Raw genomic sequence first — 16793 nt, 5'->3', positions numbered from 1 at the left:
ACTTGGCTCATTACTTCGCGATAAATAAAAATACTCTTTCTAACAATATACTATTGTTTAGAAAGAGTATTCTTTTTAGGCAATTTTATGTACCATAATAATTTATATACGAGTTTTTGTCACTTTGTTATTTTGATAGATTACTTGCTGCGTTAGCTCCTGCAATTCTGCCTAGTGTCAAACACATTTGTATAGAAGTTCCACTAGCTGGATATACTTTGTAATAAAAACTTCCATTGGCTACTTCTCCTGCTGCAAATAGGTTTGGTATTATATTACCATCTTCATTAATTACATGAGTATATAAATCAGTCTTTATACCAACCATAACGCCTATGGAAGCAGGCTTAAGCTTAAGAGCATAAAAACTTGATTCTTCTACTTTTGCACTATTAGTTAAGTCTTTACCATACTGTGTATCATCATTATTATCAATCATTGTATTATAACTTTCTACAGTGTCTAAAAACGTTTCTTTATTAACTCCTGCTTTTTCCGCTAATTCTTCTAATGAATCCGATACATATGCCATTCCTTTTTCAACTGCATCATCTAATACCTCTTTGGTTTCTGCTGGAGTACTTTTATCAAAAATCATAAAAGATTTCATATCTTTTTGTTTCAGCATTTCCTCGTGAGCGATAGGATAATCGATGGCTTCATTAATAAATCTTTCACCTTCTAAGTTAACAATCAATGCTGGAGTAAATACCAATGAAGCAATCGGTGAGTGATCACTTACTTCACCTTCTACTGCTTTAAACCCTATAACACTGCCATTTCCAACTACATCAGCCCCTAACTCTTGTGCCATCAACATACCATCACCTGTATTACCTGATGCTACAAAAGTCATTTGACCTGCAGCTTCAGGTATGTATTGACTCATAAGTTCTTCATTTCTATCGAATCCACCACTAGCAAGTATAACCGCTTTTGCATTAAATATTATCTCCTCATCTTCTGCATTAACAGCGTTTACACCTGTAACTTCTCCATTTTCATCGGCTATTAGTTTCTTTGCTGATGTTTCCATAAAAAATTCTACACCTTTACTTTCTGCGTAGGTTTTCATGGGGCTAATAATACCATTTCCACCACCGTCTGCCCAATGTCCTCTAGGTACTGGGCTTATTCCCATAGGCATAGGAGTCATTCCTTCAGTAAACTTAACACCTATAACATCTGTTAACCAGTCAATAGTTGCACCTGATTCTTCTGCAACAATTCTTACTAGTTCTTCATCAGCCTTACCTTCTGATCTATCCATCCAATAATCTACTAGATCTTCAGCATTATCTTCTACACCTGCTGCCTCAGTAAGTTTAGAATTAGCAGCATATATAATACCTGCTGATAAAATTGTACTTCCACCTACCATTGGCATTTTTTCTAAAACTGCTACACTTGCTCCCGCCTCTGCGGCTTCTATTGCAGAAGCTAATCCGGCAGCACCAGCACCTACAACGACTACATCATAATCTTTTACCTCTCCCGAAGTAGCAGCATCGCTTGAACAACCAGCGAAAACTCCTATAATCATAAAAATTACTAATATTACGCTAATGATCTTACGTTTTTTCTTAAACATAATTTTCCCCCTTTTAAATTTAATTAGATTTATTTAATGCATCTTCTACTGCGATGATAATCGCAGTAGAAGTCATTGTTGCTCCACTAATAGTATCCACATTTTCTTCCCTTCTGCTGTCCCTTGATATTCACCATCGTTCCAATTGCTTTGAGTTCCACAAGCTAACAACATAAAAGCAAGAGTCTCTTCTAAGTCAATTTATGTTGCTTTTTTTGATATCGGATAGATTTAGGCCATACAGTAATTTTCTAAAATTATATTATGTATTTGTGATTCAATTAACATATTAAAGCATATTTATCTGTACAAGCTACTCTATTCACATATAATATTAGCATAATATAAACTCTATGTCTTTGTCAGCACTTGATAAGTTTATACGGGTGTTTATTCATAAAATGACAAGATGTACTTATAAAATATTACAAAACAATAGATGATATTTGTCGGAAGTAAACAATGATTTTAAAATATTTTCTTAGGGATAAGTGATATTACTTTGATATAATATAAATATGTTTATATATTTAACAAATACAAAGGAGATTGTTTATGTCTACAATTAATTTATTAAAAATAGTAGCTATCCTTGATAAATACAAGCCAAAACTTTATATAACAGAACCATGCGAAATATTAAAATGGAATTATATTACTATGAACCAAACTGAATTTTCATCAAACTGTTTATATATTGGAAAATTGTCTAGTGTATGTGATATTGTTTCATCTTTAAATACAAATCTAATTCTTTACGAAGACTGTAATATACCTGAATTAGATTTAGAGGAGAGCCTCTCTAATATTATTCTATTAATTAGTGATTGTGATGCTGAACATATTTCTAATCAAATACAAAGCTTGTTTATAGACAAACAAAGATTAGGATCTTGCGCTATAAAAATTCTAAAAGCATGTCAACAAGGTTATAATACTCAACAGCTTTTGGACTTAGGTTATGAAATGTTAAAAAATCCACTTTTACTTGTAGATATTTCTTTATGCTTTATAGCACATTCTGGCGGTAATACAATTAAAGATGAACCTCTTTGGGAATGGACATTATCTAAAGGTTATGTTACAGAAGAATATGTTAAGTCAATTATGGTTTACGATTTTGATAATTATACAGACAACAATGCTGATTCTATAGAAATCCCACTTAGTTTCTGGAACAATGAATTAATGCATCATCGACAATTAGTGGGTCGAGTGATTCATGGAAATAAACCAATGTCTTACTTGAAATTACTAGAATATAACCAACCGATTACTGAGTGTGATGAAGAAATACTAGTAATGATTTGTAATGTTTTAGCTTTAACGATGAAAGATCCTAATATAACAAATCCGTCATCAAATTCATTAGTAGACTCTTTCTTAACTGCACTTCTTAATGAAAAGTTATACGATCATGATGCTATTGAAGAAAGAACACGATTATTTGGTCTAAAATTATATGAAAATCTATTTGTGATTACAATCAAAACAGAAAATCGGCCTATAAACGACCAATTATATTTTTTAAAACGAATATATCAAAATTATTTCAATCGACAAACTGTTGTTATTTATCATGGTCAAATTGTAGTAATTTTCGATACAATGTCAAAAGAACTCTTTACTGATCAGACATTACCAGTGTTTCAAGATTTACTTAATAAAAACAATTGTATAGCAGGGATTAGTAAAATATTTTATCATTTGTACGATTTACCTGAATATTATAAACAATCTATGAGTTGTTTATATTTAGGAGACTTATTTAAAATAGATCAACCTATTTTAAATTACGACAACTATATCATCCCTCATATGATTGTGCATCTCCATGGTGAAACAAATATTCATAATCTAATTCACCCGGTTGTTCAAACATTAAAAGAAATGGATGAGAAAAAAGGAACTGATTTCCTTAACACTTTATTGACTTATATCAACCATAACCAAAATATAACCTTAACTTCTAAAACCCTACATTTGCATTACAACACAGTAAAATATCGAATAAAACGTATTGAAGAAATAAGCAATATCGATTTCTCAAATAGCGAGACAATCTTCCATATATGTTTATCTTCAAAAGTACTAAAAATATTGGAATTCTTTTAACTTAATTTTAAAACCACAGATAAACTCGATAAAAACGGGTTTCTCTGTGGTTTTGAATCGTAGTATATTTGCAGAACTATAACTACTTGTCTTAGAAATATACAAAAATTACTCAACTTCTTTATATTTAAACAATTCATTTTAAGTTCCTCTATTAATTTATGCCGCGTTAACAGGCACTAAGATCCCGTCGGATGAAGAAAACCCCTACTGAATAAAGTTTCACTTTATTTCACTCTTGCATATTTGCATTATCTTTCATTTTATCTAGAACCATAAAAAAAGTACTTAAATCTTCTAATTTTATTCCTTGCGAAATAAAATCACTATATTCTTGACCTAAGTGTATACTATCACTCCTTAATTTTTCACCTTTTTGAGTTAAAAATAGTAACATTTCTCTTCTATTATAATGATTTAGCTTTTTTTTGATAAATCCCTCTTTAACCATTCTATCTACTAATCCAGTTGTAGATGACTCCTTTATACGCATCAAAGTAGATAACTGTTTTTGATTAATTTGTTGGTACTTTCCTATATAATAAAGAGCGGTCCACTGTACTCTAGTTATTCCATGGTTTTTTAGTTTTCTATCAAAACCGTCTATTAAATCCTTACTCGCGTTTGTCGCTACATATGATACACAATCTTCTAATTCAAACATGAACTTATCTCCTTATACATTACTCAAATAATTATAGCATAATTATGCTAATAAACAATAGTGCAATTAATACCGTAGTATCTTAGATCAAATAATTATTTTACAGTTTTTATTATAATAAAACGCTAGTATTATCTAATATAACCTACTATCTCCTCATATTATACTTAATTATAAAATATCTTTCCAATAGAGTACACTTGTTTTATTGCATTTTCTTAACTTGAGCATATGATCATATTCTATGCTTTTTTAGTTCGTTTTTTTATATAAGTATTGATAGTAAATAATTAGAATAGTAATATTGTCTTATAAGAATACTTAGGAGGCTAACTATGATGACAGATTTAAAATTTAAAGTAATAGCAAAGAGCGAAAATAGGACAAAGACTATAGTTCAAACTAATGGATTTACTATGACTATAGACGAACCTAAAAATTTAGGTGGAACAAATGAAGGTGCAAATCCAGTAGAATATCTACTCGGAGCATTATCTGGGTGCTTAAATGTAGTATCTCATATTGTTGCAAAAGAATTAGGTTTTGAACTAAATGGTTTAGAAATAGAGTTGGAAGGTAATTTGAACCCTGCAAAATTCATGGGTAAATCTGATAATGAACGATCTGGTTTTAAAGAAATAACTGTTAATATAAAACCTGATTCTAATGCAGATAAGGCTACCTTAGAAAAGTGGATTGAGATTGTTGAATCAAGATGCCCTGTTAGCGATAATATTGCTAACTACACACCTGTAAAATTAGTATTAGTATAACATTAAATGACTTTCTCTACATTCCATTAAGTATTAGACATATCGTAAGCATTTGTTTTAAGAACGTTAATATTGTGTATTAATACTACTTTTTTTTTTAGAAAGGATGATAATTAATGACTGATAATATATTTCATAAATTTAATGATTTTGTATGGGATGGTATAAGTAAAATTGACTATAAGCCATCAGGAGATGGTCCTGTAACTTTTAACGAAACTACTCGACAAAACTTAGTTGAAAATAATCTAAATACTGATTTTCATCTACGTTATTTTGAATGTGCTATTGATGGATTTTCTACTTTAGAGAAACACGAGCACGTACATGTGGTTATGATTGCAAGAGGTAAAGGCAAGGTAATAGTCAATGATAAAATTTACGATGCTGAACCAATGGATTTAATTACAATTCCTCCCCATGCTTTCCATCAACTAATTAATACAGGAGAAGAACCATTTGGGTTTTTCTGTACAGTAGATGCTAAAAGAGATAAATTCAATCTACTTACACAAGAGGAAATTCTTAGTCTTAAAAAGAACCCAGAAATAGCTAATTATATCCAAGTACCTAAAAAATATTTTGATTAAATAAGGTCAAATACAATCACAAATACTGTAAAGCATAACTTTCCCACTCAATAATAATGTATTTGTAAAAGCTATCCTATAAATGAACTTAAAGGATAGCTTTTAGCTTAATTACTTAGAGTTGTCAATGTAAAATACAATATCATATCTTCTACATATTGCATTGTTTCATATACATCTTCTTTAGCTTCAATGGGAATATCGTATTTTGCTAGTGTATCATCTATTTCTGTATAATATTCACTTTTAATTTTTTTTTCCATGCTTTACCTCCTAAAGTTTTCCATATTGGTGTATAGTGTCAATTAATGGTTGAAAATTATCCCAGTTGATTTGATCAGCTCTTAATATTGATTTATCAAAATTAAATATATACTTACCATCAATAGCTAGAATATCTAAGTATTCTTTTGCTTTATCACAAACTTCTTGCTTAGTACCATTTTTCAGCAAGTTGACTGGATATAATCCTGAGATGATGTGTTTCTCTCCAACTGTATCTCTTATGATTTTTGGATCTCCATATTCAAATTGCAGTTCACATCCTGGTGGTAATTCATTTAGATAATCTAGAATGTGCATCCAATTTTCTTCACAAAAGATATTCACTCCAAACCCTGCATTATATATAGCCCATACTGTTTCTTTAAAAGATGGCCACCAAAATTTTGCAAAGAATTTTTCACTCATATATGTTGGCATATGTAATGCAAAAAATATACGTGTCGTTCTACTAGGGTTTTCTACATGTCTTGGACAACCACATTTTATCATGAGTGGTGTAATTAAGTTTACAGCTTCTAGTACTTGCTCTGGCTTTCTTCTCATATCTACTAATGCACCTGTAAAAGATCTTAAATAGTCTGCAAAGTAATCAAAAGGCGCGCGACTTATACCTACAAATGCAGGAGTAGTAGCTTTATTGTGTTTTGCAATTAATGCTGCATTTCCTCTTGCCATTTTTCCATTAATGTCATCAGATGCCTTAATGGTTTTAGCCATAGCTAAAGCTGCTTTCATCGGCGGTGCATCAAATTCAGTAAATATTCGCGGAATAACTATCTCCCATATGAATTTTAATGGATCACTTAAGAATTGATCATATTCTGTATCTTCCATACCGTGTACATCTGGATGTTGAATAAAACCATCTGATCCCATTACATTAGTACGAGTCCCTGTAAATTTTGATAACCAAGGCGTTCCTGGCCATGTACCAATAAGATTATAAGTATCGAATCTTTCATTCAGTTTATCAGTAGCGTCAAGAACTTTGGTTACACCATATTGAGCTGTTCTCAAATCGTATCCTGCTAATTCTAAAGCTGCACACGCGTTTACTCCAACCTTTTCTGGTACTCTATCTGGCTTTTCTCCTGAATAGATATCTGACATTAACTTGTTTTTATACTCACTACTTAGTACTTCTTTTGTCATATTGTTTTCCCCTTTCAATGATAACAATTTAATTTTCTATCAAACTTATTCAGAAATTACATTTCTTGCATCTATTTCTGATTGATATTCATTAAGCTTTTCTCTAGTTAATTTAAACCCAAAAGTAATTGTTAAAAATGCACACATATAACTAGCCATTGGTACCAATGTTATTCCATTGGCAATACCGGCCTTTACAGTTTGAGTAATTGCACCATCTGCTACAAAACCTGCAGCTCCAAGGATCCCTGGAATTAAGATGCCAGCAACCATTACAGCAATTTTAACCGGTACATTACTAATACCCATTACAACACCTGCTGCTTTAACGCCTGTTTTCCATTCACCATAAACTGCACAATTTGAGTACATGGTTATAAATAATGGATAATTAAAGGATGCAAAAAATTGTACAAAAATAATGCTAATCGTAAATCCTAATGCACTAAATGCGAAGAGTCTCGCAGATCCAAGTCCAACTACCATAAAAATTAAGGCAATCATAGATAATCTCTTAATATCCATTTTTTTGCTAAATACACCTGCGAGCAAAGAACCACATACAGCACCTAAGTTGGTGACCGTTAAATAAATCGCTAACATTGCAGGTGCTTCCGCAACATAGTTAAAGTAATGTGCTGCCATCATAGCAAGTGTAAATGATGTTATCGCGGTAAATGTACTTGCTATAAAAATTGCAATAAGAGGTGGATTTTTAGTTAATGTTCTTATAAGTATACTCATGGAAATTCTTTGTGCTTTAGAGACTTTGGAAGAACTATAAACTTCTGATCCCTCGCCTTCATAACCTTTAGTCATTCTGAAATGAATTTGCATACCTATAATGGTTAACGCCGCTACTGTACAGGCTATCACAGCGTATGTCATAACACTTTCGTTGCCAAATATACCTGAATATAGAGCAATTAAAGCTGCTACTAATGACCCTATTACAACTTTAGCTAAATTCATCCATGCCCAACGCCTAGAAGATAAATGTGCTCTTTCAGACTCAGTTGCTGCTACTAATGGAATCAAAGACATATTTGCGGTATTTTGCATGTTAAATGATAATGCGAACATAAGTGACAATACGATAACTGAAACTGAAGCAATACTTACATTGGATATCCCTGCTGCAAACCACTGAGAAGCAAATAATATTGCAGTAATTGGTGGTAAGATCATTAAATATGAACGATACCTTCCCCATCTCATAGGTTTTAATACATCTAGTGCAACACCATAGAACGGTGATAAAAAAATTTCTGTTGTCGAAACTACTGCAGAAATTAATGCAATCGTTGCCAACGGAAGTTTTGCAACACTTGTTAAGAATATTACCCAAAAATATGTTTTATAACTATTACAAATATCAAAGAAAAAATCTCCAATACCGAACCAATTTGTTAATGTTTTATTCAACCCTTTTTTCACAAATATCCCCCCTATATCTTAGGCACATTCATAATCAGCCTTCTTTTATTGATAATATTGCAACTATGTGCCAATATATGATTTATATAATAATAAATATAAAATTTTGAAGCTTTAATTTTTTTAATCAGTATATAAATATTTTTTATTTTATTATACGTACATCCCACCATTGACGTTTAATGTATGCCCTGTAATAAAGGAAGATTCATTTGATACTAAAAAAAGTACAGCATCTGCTACTTCTTTTGGTTGCCCACCCCGTTTTAAAGGTATTCTTTCGATTAACTGCTCTTTAATTTTATCTGGTATTGCCTCTGTCATTTCAGTTAATATAAAACCTGGAGCAACTGCGTTAACAGTAATTCCTCTTTTTCCCAACTCTTTGCTCAGAGTTTTTGTCAGGCCTATTACTCCTGACTTAGCAGCTGAATAGTTTGTTTGACCAAAATTACCCTCTTGACCAGCAACAGAAGTTATATTAACAATTTTCCCATAATTATTAGGTATCATAAATTTAATAACTTCTTGAGTGCAAATAAACATAGATTTTAGATCTGTATCTATAACTCTATCCCACTGTTCATCAGTCATTTTTGTAATTTGAGCATCTTGAGTTATCCCTGCATTATTAACAAAGATATCTATTTTTCCAAATTTGCTAGTTGTTTGTTCTAGTAATGACTTTACTTCATCACGATTAGTGACATTACATTTTATAGCAATTGCCTCAGCTCCAGATTGCTCTATCTCTTTTTTTACAATGAGGCAGGAATCATAGTTAATATCTGTTACCACAACTTTTGCTCCTTCACTAGCTAATCTTAAAATCATGGCCTTTCCTAAGCCTTGGGCAGAGCCCGTTACTATAGCTACCTTGTCTTTTAATCTCACAAAATCACCTTCTTGTTTGCTTTTTTAGTTTAACAATTTTAGGTTTTTTATTATTCGTTAGATAATTTTCACTTTTTATTTTTTAGTATTAAGCCTAATTGATTCCATTTTTCCTCAAATAACTCTTGTGGCATTTCTTTTATATTTGGAGATATTTTAGGTGTAAATTCCATAGCTGCAATAATATCAGTCTCAATGTCTATACCAGGTGCTATTTCTGTTAATGTCATAACTCCATCTTCTAGTCTGAATACAGCCCGCTCTGTAATATAGATTACAGTCTGATTTATTTTTTTTGCATACTGTCCGCTAAATGTAACATGCTCTACTTTATCGACAAATTTCTTTGTAGTACCCTCTTGTATAATATTTATTTTTCCATTCTCAATTTTATATTTAGCGCCTGCTGTAAATGTGCCACAAAATATAACCTTTTTTGAGTTCTGAGATATGTTTATAAATCCGCCTGCACCTACTACTCTTGAACCAAACTTACTTACATTTAAATTGCCTTCTTTATCTGTTTGAGCAAGTCCTAAGAAGGTTGCATCTAAACCACCACCATCGTAAAAATCAAATTGTGCTTCGTGTTCAATAATGGCATCTGGATTGTATGCAACACCAAAGTCCTCTCCTCCACCAGGAGTTCCACCATATGTACCAAGTTCTGTTGTCATGGTTATCATCTCTGCAATACCTTCTTCTGTTGCTACATTTGCTATACCTGAAGGTACACCAATCCCAAGATTAATTATAGTATTCTCTTCTAATTCCATAGCTGCTCTTCTAGCAATAATTTTACGTTCATTAAGTGGCAAGGGTTTAATACTATCAATTGGAATCTTCAAGTCCCCAGAAAATGATGGATTAAACTTAGTTCCAATAGTTTGCATATGATTCTCTGGTTTTGCTACTACTACATAATCTACTAATACGCCTGGCACTTTAACTTGTAATGGATGAAGTGTATTCGATTTAGCAATATATTCAACTTGTGCAATGACAATGCCACCACTATTTTTAGCTGCTTGTGCCATGGGTAGAGCTTCTAAAAGCAATCCTTCTCTATCCATTGTAAGATTTCCATTTTCATCAGCTGTAGTAGCTCGTATTACAGCTACATCGATAGGAAATGTTTTATAGTGTAGCCATTCCTCACCATCTAATTCTATTAGTTTCACTAAATCATCTTTAGTTTTTTCTGATACCTTTCCGCCCTGCATCCTGGGGTCAACAAAGGTTCCTAGTCCAACTTTTGTTATTACACCAGGTTTTTTGCCAGCTATTTCCCTCCACATATGTGCCATAACTCCTTGTGGCAGTAGATATGCTTCGATATTATTATCTGAAATAAGTTGACCCATACTCTTTGATTGACCAGTGTGACCAGATATAAGTCTACTTACTAGTCCCTCATGGGCTAAATGGCTCATACCTCGAGTTTTTCCATCACCACAACCGCAACTATGTACAGCAGTAATCTTGTTTGGTTTACCTGTTTCTAAAAATTTATTTTCTAGATCCATAGCAACTTCTTCTGCAAAACAGCATAAACCCGCTGTCGTCCATGCAACTGTCGAACCATCTTTAATCATATCAACTGCTTCTCTACTAGATACTTGTTTCATAACGAATTTCTCCTTCCGACTAAATATTACAGTACCGTTGTATCATTATTCTGGTTTTTTAAGTAATATCCCTATACCCATTCCACCGCCAGTACATGCGCTAGCTATTGCATACCTAGTGTCAGTACTGCCAAACTCATAAGCTATAGTACCTACTAATCTTGCTCCACTCATTCCTAATGGATGTCCAAAAGCTACTGCACCACCATTGACATTTAAATATTTATATAAAGGTGTATCTATATAATTACCAAGTTCTTTGCAACATCCAAGTACTTGACCTGCAAATGCTTCATTTATTTCAAGTAAACCAATATCTTCTAATATTAAATTATTTTTGTTTAGTAGTTTTTTAATTGCACCTACTGGCCCTAAACCCATCAATTCAGGATTAACTCCATGTACGGCATAATCCTGAATATAAGCCATGGGTATTAACCCTAGTGATTTACATTTTTCTTCACTCATTAGTACACAAGCTGCTGCTGCATCATTCATTCCCGATGCATTTCCAGCTGTGATCGTTCCATTTTCTTTGAATACTGGTTTTAATTTGCCTAATATTTCAAGTGTAGTATTTGGTCTCGGGTGCTCATCCTCTTTAATAATTGAACTTCCTTTTCTATGTACTACTTCTACTGGTATAATTTCTTTTGAAAGCCTTCCACTAACTTGAGCCTTTTTCGCCTTCATTTGACTGTGATAAGCAAACATATCTTGATCTTCTCTTGAAACACTATACTTATCTACTATATTTTCTCCAGTAATCCCCATGCTGTCAATTACAGGATAACGGGTGGTTGGTGCAGTATTTCTGGAATATTCTTCATTAGAGCAAAGAATACTTTTATTTCCATTTTTAAAGCCCTGATATCTTGAAGATAATGGTAAATAGTAAGGTACTCTTGATAAACTTTCTGCACCTCCAGCTACCATTACATCGCTATGACCAGTTTGAATTTCTAATGCCGCATTTATAATTGCTTGAATTCCTGATCCGCAAATTCTGTTTACAGTCATCCCAACACATTCTTCATTAAAACCTGCATCTAAGGCAGCATACCTACCTATGTTTGCAACATCAGCTGAAGAAATAACATGCCCTAGTATAACTCCTTGTATTTCTTTTTTCTCAATATTTGATCTTTTTACTGCCTCTTCAATTGCTATTTTAGCAAGCTTCTCAACGGGAACTTCTTTTAAACCACCTAAATAAGCACCAATTGGAGTCCTTGCAAAACTAGTTATTACAACTCTTTTCATTTACGTTTATCTCCTTTTTCATAATCGTACCAGCCTTTACCAATTTTGTTTCCTAATCGACCTGCATTTACTACTCTTTTTAGAGCTGCAGGAGGAGCCCAATTAGGCATCGCCATCTCTGTATACATATACATTAATGTGTCGTATGCAATATCATTACCAGTAAAATCCATAAGTGTAAATGGCCCCATTGGATGGTTTAAGCCAAGTGTCATTGCTTTGTCTATATCTTCGATAGATGCGATCCCCTCTTCAAGGACTAGAAATGCTTCTCTAAACTGAGTTAACATTAATCTATTAACGACAAATCCAGGGGAATCCTTTTTAACTTCGATACTATCTTTTCCTAGAGACCGAACAACTTCTTTTAATATAGTAACGGTATTATCTGATGTATAAAACCCTCTAATAATCTCAACTAACTTCATAACTGGTGCAGGATTAAAGAAGTGCATACCTGCCATTTTTTCAGGTCTTTTTGTAGCAGAAGCAAGTTTAGTAATAGACATAGTTGACGTATTAGAAGCAAAAATAGTCTCAGGTTTACAAATTTCTTCCAATTGAGCAAACAAAGCATGTTTAACATCAATATTTTCAATAATAGCTTCAACAATTAAATCTACATCTTTCAAATCATTTAAATTAGTTGATGTTTCTATCTTTCCAATTAATTCATCTTTATTTTCTTCAGTAAATGTACCTTTTGCAATTTTTTTATCTAATACTGTATTAATACTCTTAATAGCTTTATCTAGATATATATTATCAATATCATTTAAAACCACATCATATCCACACTGTGCCATTATATGGGCTATGCCAGTGCCCATTGCTCCAGCACCAATGACTCCAACTCTCTTAATCATCGTTCATCCCTCCATTTATTGAATGTTTAAATAAAATCACATAAAATTAACTCTACTTTATTCTATAATTGATTCTATGTTGCATAGTTATAATTTATCACTGTGCATACAAGCTATTTCCTTAACTTTTTCACTTATGTTTTTGATTATATATTCAATAAATTAATAGAACAATGAAAAAAAAGGACATAGTTTTTATAAACTCGTCCTCTGCTACAATTTATTTATGTTGTTTTCTTTTGTATTACAAAAACAATAATTATGTTTTTATATAACCTTCTATATTTGAATTTGTATTACGATAGTCCGACATGCTCATACCTTCATACTCTTTAAAGTCTTTATAAAGTGTCCGCACAGATGCAAACCCGGTTAACTCCGCTATTTTTTCTATCGAGTACCCATACCTAAGATATTTCTTTGCATAACCTAATCTAATGATAGTCAAGGATTTACTAAATGATGTATTAAAATATTGTTTAAACAAGCGGTTAACATGACGTGGTGTCGTGTGAAAATGATTAGCAACCATTTCTAAGGTTATTCTTTGTTTAAAATTGTCATGTATATATCGTGTCATAAGTATTGCCCTATTACAAAACTCTAAATGTTTATCAATGCTATCTGATTCTTTTTCTGTCATATTTTGTAATAAGCTTATAATAATAGAAGAAATAAGATTTTGTAGTTTTATATGGTATAAAGGCATACTGCGAATTACTTCATCACATATATAATCTAGAAGAACGGATACATTATTTGCATCCTCACCTGTCCAATAAGGCGCATGTTGTTTTAATATTTCTGAAATTTCTTGAATTTGGTATTCAGATGCAGTTAATTCTTGTTTGCTTGTCTGATTTTGAATTATTTCAAATGCAATTAAGAACCGTTCATTTTTATACTGCGAGTCTGTATTAACATGGTGTGTTATATTTGGGGAAATATAAAATATACTATTTTTACTCAGTTCTATGTTCTTTCCATCACAATGCATTGTCAATGATCCATCGAGGATAAAATAAAGTTCATGGAAATTATGACTATGAATAAATTCGATATGTTCCTCATTCATAAAGTGAGCATTATGTACGATGATGCTATAAGAATCGAATGTTATAGTCATACATGTACCCATTAACTTATTGTACAACTTCCGTTCTTGGAATGAATTTGGCATTATATCACCTCATAATTTAATTAAAAATCTTATATAATCAATTTAATACTATAATTTTATCATAAAACTATAGTATTTTATGCTTATTATTGTAATAATAAAGATATATTACAATATAGCCCCTAGAATGTTTATTCAATATAATAGAGTTAGAACCCTAGCTACCTATCAAACCTTATTAAAATAAATACTGAGCCACTACTATGTAATAGTGACTCAGCACAAATCTCTATATTATCTTCAAAAATCATATGCTAATTTTTCCCCATCGCATCCTAGCCTTAAAGAGATAATTAATCTTAACTGACTTATTCGAGAATTTATTTATAGTCATTTTTTCAGTTTATTTTTAATATAATAATGAGTTATGTGAGGATTGTTTGTTTTCCTTGATTGTATTTCAAAACTCTGTAAAGATAAGATAAGTGGAGTAAGCTTAGCATGTCCATAATTTCTAGTATCAAAATCCGGATGTCTCTTATTTAATCTTTTTCCTACCTCTCCAAGATATGCCCAACCATCTTCATCTGAACTCTCTGTTATTATTATTTGCAAAGATTTTATTAGCTCATCTCTATCTTCCATACCTTCTTTTTGTGTTCCTTGTTTTCCTTGTTTCTCAGTTGTTTCCATAGAATCTGTTCGAATTGTTGCTAAAACTTCTAAATATTTAAACTGTTCACAAGCAGATATAAAAGGCGTCGGAGTTTTCTTTTCCCCCATACCTACAACATACATTCCTGCTTCTCTTAGACGAGCAGCTAAACGTGTAAAATCACTGTCACTAGAGACAATACAGAAACCGTCTACATTATTAGAGTAAAGAATATCCATTGCATCAATTATTAATGCTGAGTCTGTAGCATTTTTCCCCGAAGTATAACTGTATTGCTGAATTGGCATAATAGAGTTTTTAAGTAATACTGTTTTCCAAGATCCTAGTTGAGGTTTTGTCCAGTCTCCATAAATCCTCTTATATGTGGGTGTTCCATGATTTGAAATCTCATCAAATATAAACTTGATATATTTATCCGAAACATTGTCCGCATCAATTAAAACTGCAATCTTTTTATCATTTTCCATAAGAATCCCCTTAAATTAATAATATTTTGTAATCTATAATATTCAAGTACACTTATTTTAATCTTTACTAGCATACTGGTAAAACGGTATTGTTAATTTTTAGTATAAAGGTTTTTTGTTTTTTTTACAACACATGAATAACGTTCGATATTCATATCTTACCAAAGATTACTACTATTAGAAACTATAATTTTTTTTTAAAGTACAATACAAGTTATACATTCCTTCACATGAATATAAGAAAAGTAGACAGTGTAATTTTTAATGATTACACTGTCTACTTTTCTTATATATTAAACAACCAAATATTTATTTTTTATAACTTCTCTATTATTATTAATACAATATTGTTAGCTTGATTTATTTGTTTTTTATAGATTCTTTATCATTACAACAAGACTTTTTATCACCTTTAAACATCATTATTATCATAGGTATCATTATTAGTGGACAGATAAATGGTGCTATTGCCGCTAATGTTAAGCTAGTAGATGTACTGAACCTCGCTACTAATGGTAGAGATGCTATAATTAGTATAGGTAATCCACAACAAAGCACCATATGAAACATATGCTTTATTGGACTATGATTGCTTTCACCTTTATTTTCTCTATTATCACTTCTATATTTCATACTTTTAACCTCCGATTCATTTTAATCAATAAAACTTTATCTCTTTGACTAATATATAGCTTATCTTATTAACATGAAGAAATTATGTAAAGTGATTAGCTAGATTAAAGTTTTCTAGCTTTTTGTATATTTAGAAGCATTATCTTCTCATCATAGAATTATGCATTTTTTGCATATCTTGTCTGCTTATTGAGTTCATCATATTAGCCATGCTTTTGTATCCATTTTGTGACATCATTTCAATCATTTGATTGTACTGTTCATCTGTCAAACTATTCATAAACTCATCCATAGATTCAAAGTCCCTATTTGCCATTGCTTGAGCGGCATCTCCAAAACCATAATCATTCATTATATCAATCATATTTTTGTAGTTATCATTATCTATACTACTTCTTCTCATCATTGAACCGCCAAAGCTAAAACCTCTAAAACCAGTATTTTCACTCGCATATACAGAAGTTATTGTTCCGATAATTATTGAAGCTATGATTATTATTGTAAATACTTTTTTCATTAATTTCTCTCCTCTCAATTATCTTTTCTTAATTATAGTGCTTAAATGTGGAGAAATTGTGGTATTTATTATATAATCTAATTGTCGTTCTGAAATAAAAAAGTTAAAGATCATAGAAATTG

General features: G+C 31.5%; 17 protein-coding genes. 3 read left to right on the top strand and 14 right to left on the bottom strand.

Features of this window, described 5'->3' with window-relative positions:
• Positions 1–127 precede the first annotated feature (127 nt).
• Positions 128–1591, bottom strand: a complete 1464-nt coding sequence (locus GC105_RS01510) for an FAD-dependent oxidoreductase (protein ID WP_152800972.1) — start codon at positions 1589–1591, stop codon at positions 128–130.
• Between the two features lie 19 nt (positions 1592–1610).
• Entirely contained in the window at positions 1611–1667 is a 57-nt protein-coding gene (locus GC105_RS17680) for a hypothetical protein (RefSeq protein WP_425481510.1), read from the bottom strand.
• A 479-nt stretch (positions 1668–2146) separates the two neighbouring features.
• Between GC105_RS17680 and GC105_RS01500 the strand changes: the two genes are divergently transcribed.
• Positions 2147–3706: a PucR family transcriptional regulator gene (locus GC105_RS01500; protein ID WP_152800971.1), complete on the top strand. Its 1560-nt coding sequence runs from the start codon at positions 2147–2149 to the stop codon at positions 3704–3706.
• Between the two features lie 232 nt (positions 3707–3938).
• Here the strand turns inward: GC105_RS01500 and GC105_RS01495 are convergent, their stop codons facing one another.
• A complete protein-coding gene (locus tag GC105_RS01495) occupies positions 3939–4370 on the bottom strand; it encodes a MarR family winged helix-turn-helix transcriptional regulator (protein WP_152800969.1) in 432 nt (143 codons plus the stop codon).
• 335 nt (positions 4371–4705) lie between these two features.
• Here GC105_RS01495 and GC105_RS01490 point away from each other — a divergent pair, with 335 nt between their 5' ends.
• Together GC105_RS01490 and GC105_RS01485 are read left to right on the top strand one after the other, a co-directional pair.
• Positions 4706–5143, top strand: a complete 438-nt coding sequence (locus GC105_RS01490) for an OsmC family protein (RefSeq protein WP_246169656.1) — start codon at positions 4706–4708, stop codon at positions 5141–5143.
• 116 nt (positions 5144–5259) lie between these two features.
• Complete coding sequence (locus GC105_RS01485) at positions 5260–5733, top strand: cupin domain-containing protein (protein WP_152800967.1); 474 nt, start codon at positions 5260–5262, stop codon at positions 5731–5733.
• Between the two features lie 107 nt (positions 5734–5840).
• Here GC105_RS01485 and GC105_RS16730 read toward each other — a convergent pair whose 3' ends face one another.
• The 11 genes from GC105_RS16730 to GC105_RS01435 all read right to left on the bottom strand — a co-directional run bounded on the left by GC105_RS16730 (position 5841) and on the right by GC105_RS01435 (position 16671).
• On the bottom strand, positions 5841–5996 hold the full coding sequence (locus GC105_RS16730; RefSeq protein ID WP_193708228.1) for a hypothetical protein: 156 nt from the start codon (positions 5994–5996) through the stop codon (positions 5841–5843).
• Between the two features lie 10 nt (positions 5997–6006).
• The gene (locus tag GC105_RS01480) at positions 6007–7170 is read right to left on the bottom strand and encodes a uroporphyrinogen decarboxylase family protein (protein WP_152800965.1); all 1164 of its coding nucleotides are present in this window, start codon (positions 7168–7170) and stop codon (positions 6007–6009) included.
• A 45-nt stretch (positions 7171–7215) separates the two neighbouring features.
• Positions 7216–8607, bottom strand: a complete 1392-nt coding sequence (locus GC105_RS01475; RefSeq protein ID WP_152800963.1) for an MFS transporter — start codon at positions 8605–8607, stop codon at positions 7216–7218.
• Between the two features lie 153 nt (positions 8608–8760).
• Positions 8761–9501 (bottom strand): 3-oxoacyl-ACP reductase FabG, encoded by a 741-nt coding sequence (gene fabG, locus GC105_RS01470; RefSeq protein ID WP_343029924.1) that lies wholly within the window; start codon positions 9499–9501, stop codon positions 8761–8763.
• A 68-nt stretch (positions 9502–9569) separates the two neighbouring features.
• Positions 9570–11129, bottom strand: a complete 1560-nt coding sequence (locus tag GC105_RS01465; protein WP_152800961.1) for an acyl CoA:acetate/3-ketoacid CoA transferase — start codon at positions 11127–11129, stop codon at positions 9570–9572.
• Positions 11130–11174: 45 nt separating this feature from the next.
• Positions 11175–12392, bottom strand: a complete 1218-nt coding sequence (locus tag GC105_RS01460; RefSeq protein WP_152800959.1) for a thiolase family protein — start codon at positions 12390–12392, stop codon at positions 11175–11177.
• Positions 12389–13258 carry a 3-hydroxyacyl-CoA dehydrogenase family protein gene (locus GC105_RS01455; RefSeq protein WP_152800957.1) on the bottom strand — a complete coding sequence of 290 codons (870 nt, stop codon included), beginning with the start codon at positions 13256–13258 and terminating at the stop codon, positions 12389–12391. The genes GC105_RS01460 and GC105_RS01455 overlap by 4 nt, the downstream gene beginning before the upstream one ends.
• A gap of 259 nt (positions 13259–13517) precedes the next feature.
• Positions 13518–14438, bottom strand: a complete 921-nt coding sequence (locus GC105_RS01450; RefSeq protein ID WP_152800955.1) for an AraC family transcriptional regulator — start codon at positions 14436–14438, stop codon at positions 13518–13520.
• A 330-nt stretch (positions 14439–14768) separates the two neighbouring features.
• On the bottom strand, positions 14769–15521 hold the full coding sequence (locus tag GC105_RS01445; RefSeq protein WP_152800953.1) for an NYN domain-containing protein: 753 nt from the start codon (positions 15519–15521) through the stop codon (positions 14769–14771).
• Between the two features lie 360 nt (positions 15522–15881).
• Positions 15882–16154, bottom strand: coding sequence for a hypothetical protein (locus GC105_RS01440; RefSeq protein ID WP_152800950.1), 273 nt, complete (start codon positions 16152–16154; stop codon positions 15882–15884).
• A gap of 139 nt (positions 16155–16293) precedes the next feature.
• Entirely contained in the window at positions 16294–16671 is a 378-nt protein-coding gene (locus tag GC105_RS01435; protein WP_152800948.1) for a hypothetical protein, read from the bottom strand.
• Positions 16672–16793: the final 122 nt, after the last annotated feature.

Source organism: Alkalibaculum sporogenes (assembly GCF_009362815.1).
Taxonomy (GTDB): Bacteria; Bacillota; Clostridia; order Eubacteriales; family Alkalibacteraceae; genus Alkalibaculum_A; species Alkalibaculum_A sporogenes.
This window is presented reverse-complemented; position numbering and strand designations above follow the sequence as displayed.

Bases quoted from the DNA above. Each gene is read 5' to 3' on its own strand.
- GC105_RS16730 (WP_193708228.1), bottom strand. From the start codon at position 5,996: ATGGAAAAAAAAATTAAAAGTGAATATTATACAGAAATAGATGATACA.
- GC105_RS01465 (WP_152800961.1), bottom strand. From the start codon at position 11,129: ATGAAACAAGTATCTAGTAGAGAAGCAGTTGATATGATTAAAGATGGT.
- GC105_RS01495 (WP_152800969.1), bottom strand. From the start codon at position 4,370: ATGTTTGAATTAGAAGATTGTGTATCATATGTAGCGACAAACGCGAGT.
- GC105_RS01455 (WP_152800957.1), bottom strand. From the start codon at position 13,258: ATGATTAAGAGAGTTGGAGTCATTGGTGCTGGAGCAATGGGCACTGGC.
- GC105_RS01490 (WP_246169656.1), top strand. From the start codon at position 4,706: ATGATGACAGATTTAAAATTTAAAGTAATAGCAAAGAGCGAAAATAGG.
- GC105_RS01460 (WP_152800959.1), bottom strand. From the start codon at position 12,392: ATGAAAAGAGTTGTAATAACTAGTTTTGCAAGGACTCCAATTGGTGCT.
- GC105_RS01440 (WP_152800950.1), bottom strand. From the start codon at position 16,154: ATGAAATATAGAAGTGATAATAGAGAAAATAAAGGTGAAAGCAATCAT.
- GC105_RS01445 (WP_152800953.1), bottom strand. From the start codon at position 15,521: ATGGAAAATGATAAAAAGATTGCAGTTTTAATTGATGCGGACAATGTT.
- GC105_RS01435 (WP_152800948.1), bottom strand. From the start codon at position 16,671: ATGAAAAAAGTATTTACAATAATAATCATAGCTTCAATAATTATCGGA.
- GC105_RS01485 (WP_152800967.1), top strand. From the start codon at position 5,260: ATGACTGATAATATATTTCATAAATTTAATGATTTTGTATGGGATGGT.
- GC105_RS01510 (WP_152800972.1), bottom strand. From the start codon at position 1,591: ATGTTTAAGAAAAAACGTAAGATCATTAGCGTAATATTAGTAATTTTT.
- GC105_RS01450 (WP_152800955.1), bottom strand. From the start codon at position 14,438: ATGCCAAATTCATTCCAAGAACGGAAGTTGTACAATAAGTTAATGGGT.
- GC105_RS01500 (WP_152800971.1), top strand. From the start codon at position 2,147: ATGTCTACAATTAATTTATTAAAAATAGTAGCTATCCTTGATAAATAC.
- GC105_RS01480 (WP_152800965.1), bottom strand. From the start codon at position 7,170: ATGACAAAAGAAGTACTAAGTAGTGAGTATAAAAACAAGTTAATGTCA.